This is a genomic window from Myxococcus sp. RHSTA-1-4 (assembly GCF_020037125.1).
Classification (GTDB): domain Bacteria; phylum Myxococcota; class Myxococcia; order Myxococcales; family Myxococcaceae; genus Myxococcus.
This window is the reverse complement of record NZ_JAIQDG010000011.1, coordinates 246504-255690: the sequence shown is the minus strand read 5'-3', so window position 1 is coordinate 255690 and position 9187 is coordinate 246504. Positions and strand designations below refer to the sequence as shown.

Here is a 9187-nt window from a genome sequence, read left to right as displayed (position 1 = left end):
TGGGCGAGCGGCGCGAACCCATCACGCCGCCGGCTCGAACTCGGGCCTCGAGCCCTCATCCAGGGTGCTCGTCAACAAACAGCGTGTTGAGCGTCAGCCCCTCGATGTTCTCCATCGCCACGCACAGTCCACAAGGAATCTCGAAGAGGCCGTGGACGCGAGCAATGCGCGGGTGCTGGAGATACTGCGCCAGCCGGACTTCCTCCTCCAGACGTGCTCGGGTGCGATGGACCTTCTCGGTCAATTCCGCTACTTGCGGCAGGGGGACGCACTTGAGCACCACGCAGGCTCCGAGGCCCTGCGGCGTGCGGGTCTGGGCGAGGAGAACTCGCTCGCCGACACGGCCCTGCCCCAAGTCCCGGAAGAACTCGTAAGAGGTGTCGCCGTTCGTGAATAGGACAACGCCCCCGGCACGCCGAGAGTCAGGCGGATTGGACATGGACGGGAAGCTCCTGGTGCCCGTGCGAGAGGGATTCGCACAAAGGCAGACGCAAGGTACTGCCAGCCCACGCCGAGTGGAACGACGTGACAGGTCGAAAAAACCTAGAATCCTCATCACTCCGAGTGAAGAGGTGGAGCCCTGAATTGCAAAGCAGCTTTACATTGCCCGAGAGAGCTACGGCCAGCGCTCGACGGCGTAGGCCCCAACAGACCTGTTGAGCTGCACTGCCCCCGGCTTTGAGTCTGGCCCCTTCTCCACGTACCCATTGCGGCCCGTTACGATGCAGACTGGGAACGTGCGCCCATCCGGGAGCTGCGCCTCGGTGTAACGACCCACTGCAAACTCTCCGCCTGTCCACAAGTAGCCCGACAGCAGCGTTCCTTCCGGCAGCCCCCTTCTGTCACTGATTCGCACGACTCCGGTCACAGGGCCGTCGGTGTAGACCCCGTACTCGCCTAGAGCGCCTAGCTGTCGCCTGTCCAGGGTGAGCATCACCGAGTCACCCGGGCGCAAGCGCAGCCCGTCCTTGCGCTTCAAGTTGAACATGACATCGCGCGCCTCGGCGGGGCAGTCAGCGGGTTCTGGGCGAACCTGGGCACCCGGGCAACCCAACTGGAGCGCGGCAGCAGCAGTCGCGCCCGCGCACGTCTTGAGGAAGTCCGCCCAGGGCGATGGGGGCCAGCTCGGGCGGGAGGCGAGGCCCTTCAGCTTCCTGGTGGTGGACTCGGCGGGGTCGGTCATGAGGGCGGGGGCGCGCTTCACGGGAGGGCGTTCCTTCTGGACAGGTGCGGGAGGGGGCAAAGCTACCCCAGGGGGCGAGGCGGTGGGCGCTGGGGGTGAGGTGGGGGGCAGCGAGCCAGCTCCCGCGTCCCTCGCGACGGAAGACGGGGCGGGTACTCGGACCTCCGGCGCCTGCCTCATTGGAAGCGTGGAGGGGCGCAGCAGTGCGTAACCGGCGAGTGCCGCCATGATGAGCGCCACAGCAGCCACAGCGCCCGCTACGCGCCGCCGTGGGGGCCGGGGTGCCACCTGCGGCCCCTCCACCTGCGGCGCGGCGGGAGCGAGTTGGAGGTGCGGCGCGGGCACATGCAAGGGCACCACCCACTCGCCGCCTTGTTGCGGCAGCAACGCTTCCAGTTCCCGGCGCATGACTTCGGCCGTGGGCACTCGCTTCTCCGGCTGGCGGGCGATGAAGTGGAGAACCGCAGCGCTCAGGGCCTCGGGTACTCGCGGATTGAGCGCATGCGGCGCGGGCGGCGACCAGTGGCTCCCCACCACCACACGCGGCGGCTCGGTGGCTGGTTGCGCACTCGTCAGCACGTCATAGAGGCAGACGCCCAGCGCGTACACGTCATCCGTCGCCTTGAACTCGTACCGCGCGTCCTGCTCGTTCCCGTGCTCGCGCAGGAAGCGCGAAGCCTCCGGGGAGCGATAGCGCCGGGTGCCGGGGGGCAACGGCGAGTCCGTCAACTCCGGCGCAAGCGCGTAGTCTCCCGCGCTGAAGTCCAGGATGAAGGGCTCACCGTCCGAGGCGCGTACGAGGATGTTGCTCAGCTTCAAGTCGCGGTGAAAGACGCTTCGCGCGTGCACATGGGCCAACGCTCCTGCGAGCTTGACGAACACACTCACTACCTCACGAGCCGTCGGGTGCACCTTCTCCACCCACTCGCCCAGCGTGTAGCCATCCACGTAGTCAATGACGAGGTAGAGCCAGCCCTTCGTCGGGTCTGGCCAGCGCCCGTGGGCATGCATCCGCACGATGTTGGGGTGCCCACGCACTTGATGCAGACAGCCCTGCTCCCGCTGAAGTCGCTCGTCCGCCATTTCCGCGTCCCCGCTGCTAGCGCGGTGCATGGCGATCTTCATCGCGAAGCGCTGGCCGTCCTTCTCCACGAGGTAGACAGCGCCGAAGGTGCCTGAGCCCAGCAGCCGCACCACGCGCCAGCTGTCCACCATCTGCCCGGGTTGAAGGTGCGCGGGGTTCGTCGCGGTCAGCATGGGCACGTTTCTAGAACGCGAAGCGCGGGATGAGAAGGCGCCGGCTGCCCTCGCTGTCGCGCAGCTCCAACCGGAGGGCCGCACGTTCAGGCCAGTCCGGAGCCCCGGTTTCCACAACCACGACGGCCGTCTTCGCCGGCTCAATCCGCGGCTCCTGCATGCGCACCGCGAGGATACGGATGCGCTCGTCGCTCTCGACGATGGAGAGTCGTGCCTCGGCAGGCTTCCAGGGGCCGGAGCCGGTGTTACGCACTGACACGGCCAAAGCTGCCCATGCCGTCGCTCGGTATGTGGCGAGCCTTTCGGGCACCAGATGGCCATTTCCCCGAGCATCAACTGTGTCAACGCTTCCGGCCTGAACTCCCATGCTGTCTAGCAGGCCCGCGAAGATGAGACCGGCCGGGCCACTCGCCGCGCTGCGCACCCGGAGTGCTTCCAACTCGGCGTCCTTGGCCGCACACGCAGCGCGGACCTCGTCCAGTTCGGCCTGTACCGCCTCGGCCGTGCGAGGCAGACGCGACACCATCACCTGGCCGTCCACCACGGAGGCGTGCGTGACGAGCGAGAACACGACGCGAGGCGGGGCCAAGCTGTCCGCAAAAGGCACGGTCAGCGCCACGCTCTGCCCGGACGCCACCTCCATGGCCGGCCGTAGCACGACGGTACGATTGGTGACCTCGAACAGCGCGAAGCGGCCCTCCGAGTCGCCGAGCGTTATCGAGTCGCGATCCACAGGCGAATCGAACTCCAGGACGGTGAGGTAGTCGGGCGCGACGCGCAGCTCCACCGGCTTGTCGGCCGTGGCCACGGAGAGCGCCACACGACGCCGCTTCAGCTCGCGCCCGTGTGGGGCGTCCTGGGCCATGGCCTTCGCGCCCAGCAGGGGGACAGACAGCAGAACGAGCCGACGTGGGACAGAAGGCACCGGCGGACAACCTCCGAAGAACTTCGCCCAACCTAGCAGGTGAGGCGCCAGTTCCGGTCTCCGGTGCACTCCCCGCACCTGGGGACGCCGTTTCGGCAAGATTTCAGGGGGTACGAACGGCGAAACCGGCGAGGGCCACGGTTTTTCTCGGAAATTTTCCCAGCGTGTACGACCGCCGAGCACGGTTACAAGTGGCCTCGCTGCGGAAATCCGAACCGGGGGGGCGTCTCCAGGTCGGTCCATCGCGAGGGCAGGCTGCGGAATGCCGGGCCCCTTGCGCTGCAAGCAAGCCGGACACGACAGCTCATCGCTGCCGGATCCCGCGAACCACCCCCATTTACCGCACACATTTATCGGCTGGGAGGGAGACAAAAAAACCAAACATGATTGAGACTATCGAGTCGTACCGTCCCCACGTCATCGCGGCGCTCACGCAAGCCGGGCCCGACGGCCTCACCGTGAAGGAGCTGCGCGCGAGCCTCGGAGCCGGAGAGCAGGTCATCCGCCGCATACTCACCGTTCTTCTGGCGACGGGCACGGTGCGCCAGTCCCTTCGCTACAAGCCCGGCGTGCGCGGTGCGGTACCACGCGTCTACCAGCTCGCAGGGTGACAACCCGAGTGGTGTTGGGCACGCGGAGCCTTCAGGCGTGTTGCCCCGGTCACATGCCCTTGGCTCCGCTGCCACACCACACCGGGGCGCGAAGCGGGGCAGCTTCTCACCACGCCAAGTGCCCGAGAACACAACGCTCTTGCTCGTCCTTCGTCTCTCTGCCCCGCCTGCCCCGCTTGTTTCAGAGGAGAGAGAGAAAGAAGAACACAACCCCCAAGCCGCAATTGCCAGTCATTCAATTCCTTCCATTCCTCCTGCTTGGACTCGTGTGTATTCCGCCGGGGCACCGGGGCAGCGGGGCAGGTCGCCCAATTCCAGAGTGAGTCTCACAGGTTAGCCCTGCCCCGCTTTCAACCCCGCTACCTGTTCCGCCCCGCTTCGTTACTGAACGCCAACGCGCCAGCCCTCCGGCTGACCGCGAATCCCCCTCTCATTCCTCTTGTCCCTGGAATTGTCGTGGAAGCCATTTACCTGGACTCGACTCACCATCTGGAAGCAGCGGCCCTGGAGTACGCCGGGCGAGGCTGGCGCGTCTTCCCCTGCTACGAACCCGTTCACTCCCCCTCTGGCGCCCTCATCTGCGCCTGTCCGAAGGGCGAGCGGTGCGGCAACGCGGGCAAGCACCCGCGCACTGCCAACGGAGTGAAGGACGCCACCACGGACGCGGCGCTCATTCGCGAGTGGTGGCAGCAGTGGCCCACGGCCAACATTGCCATTGCCACGGGAGGCACCTCCGGCATCGACGTTGTAGACGCCGACGCCAAGGCCGACGGGGTAACGACGCTCTTCAAGCTGGCGGACGAACGGGGCGAGCTTCCCGAGAGCGTCACGGCCCGCACCAGCGGCGGCGGCTGTCACGTCTACTTCCGCCACGCAGGCATGGTGTCGAAGGCTGGCAGCATCGCGCCCGGCATCGACACGCGAGGCGACGGTGGGTACGTCATCGCGCCGCCCAGCCTCCACCGTAACGGGGAGAGGTACGCATGGGAGAAGGGGCTCGCACCCTCGGAGATTCCGCTCGCGGAAGCGCCGGAGTGGATCCGCAACGCTGCCCAGCCGAAGCGTGCCCGTCCCGCCCCTGTGCTGCCCGCCAACACGGTCAACGAGTGGCAGCCGCCCGATCATGACGGGCTCACCGAGGCGCAGCTCCGGAAGCGGTTGCGCGAGGCGACCGACCCGAAGCACGCAGCGGCAGTGGAGCGGATGCTGTCGGGAGGGGAGCTGTTCCCGAAGGGACACCATGAAGACAACCTCTGGGCCTTCATTTCGTATCTGCGTTTCAAGTGCCCCGAGGCGTCGGACACAACGCTCTTGCGACTCCTCGGGCCGTCCGTGGATGCCTTGGCGTGTGATGACCATGACGCGCGCGAAGTGGCCGGGGTGCTCCAGCGGGTAAATGCGGAGTACGCCGCGTCGCTGGCGCATTCCACACAGCTCGCCGCAGTTGCGCGTGCCGCTGGTGGGCCTCGCCCGTCAACCGAGGCCAGCCCCGCCCCTGGACAGCACCCCGAGGCTGGGACCTGGATGGCCGCACCGGGTTACGCCGTCCACGACGGTCTCTCGCTCGGCATTTTCAAGTACACCGACAAGGGCAACCTTTCCGCCATTGCTGCCGCCCCCATCAACATCACCGAGACAGGCGAGGACGAACACGGCACCTGCTACGTGACTGTGCGCTGGCTGCACGGCGAACGGGAGCGCACGGAGACGATGCCGCGCGCCAAGGTGGCGGGGAACGACATCCTGGAGCTGGCCGGAAGAGGCGCCCCCATCACCAGCAGCAACAGCAAGCGGGTGCAGGACTTTCTCCAGGCCCAAGAGCAGCAATGGCACGCGAGGCTGCCCCGGGTTGGCATCTTCACCCAGAGCGGCTGGTCGAAGGACATGCGCAGCTTCGTCGTGGGCCGGCAGGTCATTGGCGAGCCCGGCCGGGTCATCATGCCCGGTGAGGCGGCCTTCGTTGATGCCCTGGTGCCGGGCGGCTCGGTGGACGAGCACCTGCGGCTGATGCTGGTCGTGCGCGACAGGAGCCCCATCGCGGAGATGGCGTGGGCTGCCGGCTTCGCGGCGCCCCTGTTGCGGCTGCTGGGCCTGCGCAGCATGTGTCTGTCCGTCTGGGGGCCCTCCGGCGCGGGGAAGTCCGCAGTGCAGGCCACCACCACCTCGGTGTGGGGCCGCCCTTCGGGCCTCAAGGTCAGCGGCGATGTGTCGTCCGCCGCGTTGCAGGGCGAGCTGGCCCGGCACCGCGACCTGCCCACCTGGATTGACGACACGCAAGTGACGCGCGAGGGGATGACCAACCTGATGGCCTACATCGTCGGAACGGAAACGAGCGGCGCTCGCGCGACGCAGACGGGAGAGTTGCGCACGCGGAAGACCTGGCGCTCGCTGGCCTTCATCTCCGGAGAGAAGCCGCTGTTGCAGGTCGGCGGCGCGGCAGGAGCGAAGAACCGCACGCTGGAGGTATGCGCCCAGCCGCTCGGTGACGCGAACCTCGCCACGCTCACGCATCAGGGCTTGGAGAAGCACCACGGACACGCGGGGCCTGCCTTCATCCTCGCGCTGATGGAGCAATTCATCCGTGCGGAGCGTCTGGACGAACTTCGCGAGCAACATCGGCAGCTCACCTCGAAGATGGCCACCGAAACGACGGAGCAGGCACGCTACGCGGCGCTGCTGGTACTGGCCGACGTGCTCGCGCGTACGCTCGTCTGCGGCGAAGACGAATCCAGCGCCCGAGTCGCCGCACTCGACGCGGGGCAAGCCTTCTGTGCCGCCGTGCGGAAGGAGTCCCGAGAAACGCAGACGACCGCCGATGCGGCCTACGACCTCATCATGAACCACGTCACCGCGAACTGGACCGGGTTCTCCCAGCCCGTCGCCCTCAAGCGCCCCGGCATGGTGCTGGACGAGAAGGACGCCAACGGACGGAGCATCGTCGCCATCTTCCAGCCGACCATGCAGGAGATCGCGCGGGAGGGGCGCTTCGATACCCGGCAGGTGCTAACGGAGTTGGTGACGAAGGGACTGGCGCTCAAGGAAGAAGGGCACCTGACGCGGAAGGTGTCCGTCGAGGGAAAGCGCGTCCGCGCCTACTGCGTGGTGCTGGACGACGCGCGGATGGAGGCAGGGCACACGCAAGGCTCTGCGCGCGGTGCCCGCATGGTGGGGGACGAACCATGAGCGCGCGTGCTGGTGACGAGCAGATGCCGCAGGACACCCGCGAGGCCGGTGCAAGCGCCCCCGAGTTCCTGACCGTCGAAGAGGCCGCAGCACTCCTGCGCGTGAACCTGAAGACGCTCTACGAGTCGATCCGGCTCGGACAGGTGCCCGGTGTCCTCCACCTCGGTCGATCCATCCGCATCCGCCGCATTGTCTTGCTACGTTGGATGCCGGGCAACAGCGGTCCTGCGCTCGGAGAGAAGCGATGAGCGTCAGGCTGCGGAAGTGGAAGACGAAGGAGGGCAAGGTGCAGGAGGCGTGGTGGGTGGACGTGAAGTACCAGCACCCCAACGGGAGGGTGGAGCGAGTCCGCAAGGCATCGCCCATCAACACCCGCCGGGGTGCTGAGGAGTACGAGCGTCAGGTCCGCCAAGCCCTCCTAACGGGCACCTTCGGGAAGGAGAAGCAGAACGCGCCGGGCCGGGTCCTCACCCTCGGGGATTTCGTCCCGCGCTTCATCACGTACAGCGAGAACAACAACAAGTACTCCAGCGTCGTCACCAAGCGTCAGATTCTTGATGACCACCTCGTGTCCGCCTTCGGGAGCATGGCCCTGGACGCCATCGGCCCTGCGGAGATTGAGGACTTCAAGGCCGCCATGCGTAAGAAGCCGTCAGGCGCACGCGCCCGGAAGGACGCCCCCACGCGGGCAGCCCTCCGCAAGCGCAAGGGCACTGGCCCGAAGCTGCTGAGCCTCAAGTCCATCAACAACGTGCTCACGGTGCTGCACAAGCTGCTCGCACTGGCGCAGGAACAGGGCGTCATCGCCCACGTCCCTCGCGTGAAGCTCTTCCGGACGGAGAAGCCCGCCTTCGACTTCCTCACCTTCGAGGAGGCCGAGCGACTTGTGGCCGACGCGGAGCCGGAGTGGCGGCCGGTGCTGCTGGTGGCCCTCAAGACGGGGCTGCGGCAGGGAGAGCTGATCGGGCTCCAGTGGAGCGACGTGGACTTGCAGCGCGGCAAGCTGCACGTGCGGCGCACCATCTGGCGCGGGGTGATGGGCTCGCCCAAGGGCGGACGCGAGCGGACGGTGGACCTTCCGGCCTCGGTGGTGGATGCACTCAAGGGACACCGGCACCTGCGCGGGCCCTACGTGTTCTGCCAGGAGGACGGCCAGCCGCTCACCGATGGCCTGTTGAAGCTGCCACTCCAGCGTGCGGTGCAGGCGGCAGGCATCAGCCGCGAGCAAGGGCGCATCGGCTGGCACGACCTGCGGCACACCTACGGCAGCCACCTCGCCATGCGGGGCGTCCCGCTCAAGGTCATCCAGGAGCTGATGGGCCACGCGACCATCGAGATGACCATGCGGTACGCCCACCTCGCGCCGGAGGCCCGCGAGAGCGCGGTGCAGCAGCTCGACCGGCCCGTGCCCCAGCTCCACGCCGCACCGGGCAGAGACGCCGGAGGGGCACACTGAGGGCACATGAGGCCACGCGGCCAAAGAAAAAGCCCAGCAACCCGGTGAGATTGCTGGGCTTCTGAATGTGGAGGCGGCGGGAATCGAACCCGCGTCCGAAAGTCGTCCGTCCTTCGACCCTACGTGCGTAGTCCGCGATTTGCTACGTCCCGGAGGCTCCCACGGACGGGATCCTCCGAGCCGGTCCTGGAAAGGTCTCGCCACCTCGGGTCCAGGCACCCTCGGCAGCCAGCCCGCATTATGACGGTCCGTCCCAACCCCACGGGCCGAGAGCTGGGGGACCGCGCACTAGAAGCTGTTGTTAGGCAGCCAGCGCGAGCTCAACGTTGTCGTTGGCTTTTGTGTCTTTGCCGGGTTGGATTTACGAGCTACCTGACAAGCTCGGCACGCGTCTCGGACTTCATTACCCCCGTCGAAACCAGGTCGCCCCCGGTAGGTTCACTGCCACTGCGACTTCCGCGCGGTCATCCTCAACCGCGCTTCCTCACATTAACCGCTGACGGGGGTCCGTCAATCCTCCTGACGGTGCCGGCTCGCACCTTCGCGCCCGGCCGCGGACACTCCCGCCATAA

General features: G+C 67.1%; 7 protein-coding genes and 1 other RNA gene. 4 read left to right on the top strand and 4 right to left on the bottom strand.

The window, feature by feature from the left end:
* Window positions 1–55 precede the first annotated feature (55 nt).
* The 3 genes from K8638_RS17760 to K8638_RS17750 all read right to left on the bottom strand — a co-directional run bounded on the left by K8638_RS17760 (window position 56) and on the right by K8638_RS17750 (window position 3305).
* Window positions 56–439: a hypothetical protein gene (locus tag K8638_RS17760; protein ID WP_223755709.1), complete on the bottom strand. Its 384-nt coding sequence runs from the start codon at window positions 437–439 to the stop codon at window positions 56–58.
* Between the two features lie 177 nt (window positions 440–616).
* Complete coding sequence (locus tag K8638_RS17755) at window positions 617–2440, bottom strand: serine/threonine-protein kinase (RefSeq protein ID WP_223755708.1); 1824 nt, start codon at window positions 2438–2440, stop codon at window positions 617–619.
* Between the two features lie 10 nt (window positions 2441–2450).
* Window positions 2451–3305, bottom strand: coding sequence for a DUF2381 family protein (locus tag K8638_RS17750; protein ID WP_255662764.1), 855 nt, complete (start codon window positions 3303–3305; stop codon window positions 2451–2453).
* Window positions 3306–3748: 443 nt separating this feature from the next.
* Here K8638_RS17750 and K8638_RS17745 point away from each other — a divergent pair, with 443 nt between their 5' ends.
* The 4 genes from K8638_RS17745 to K8638_RS17730 all read left to right on the top strand — a co-directional run bounded on the left by K8638_RS17745 (window position 3749) and on the right by K8638_RS17730 (window position 8615).
* Window positions 3749–3976, top strand: a complete 228-nt coding sequence (locus K8638_RS17745) for a hypothetical protein (RefSeq protein WP_223755707.1) — start codon at window positions 3749–3751, stop codon at window positions 3974–3976.
* Between the two features lie 456 nt (window positions 3977–4432).
* The gene (locus K8638_RS17740) at window positions 4433–7159 is read left to right on the top strand and encodes a bifunctional DNA primase/polymerase (RefSeq protein ID WP_223755727.1); all 2727 of its coding nucleotides are present in this window, start codon (window positions 4433–4435) and stop codon (window positions 7157–7159) included.
* Window positions 7156–7407: a helix-turn-helix domain-containing protein gene (locus K8638_RS17735; RefSeq protein WP_370644018.1), complete on the top strand. Its 252-nt coding sequence runs from the start codon at window positions 7156–7158 to the stop codon at window positions 7405–7407. The genes K8638_RS17740 and K8638_RS17735 overlap by 4 nt, the downstream gene beginning before the upstream one ends.
* Window positions 7404–8615 (top strand): site-specific integrase, encoded by a 1212-nt coding sequence (locus K8638_RS17730; RefSeq protein WP_223755706.1) that lies wholly within the window; start codon window positions 7404–7406, stop codon window positions 8613–8615. Before K8638_RS17735 ends, K8638_RS17730 begins: the two co-directional genes overlap by 4 nt.
* Before the next feature lie 65 nt (window positions 8616–8680).
* Here K8638_RS17730 and ssrA read toward each other — a convergent pair.
* Window positions 8681–9046: a transfer-messenger RNA gene (gene ssrA / locus K8638_RS17725) on the bottom strand.
* Between the last annotated feature and the right edge of the window lie 141 nt (window positions 9047–9187).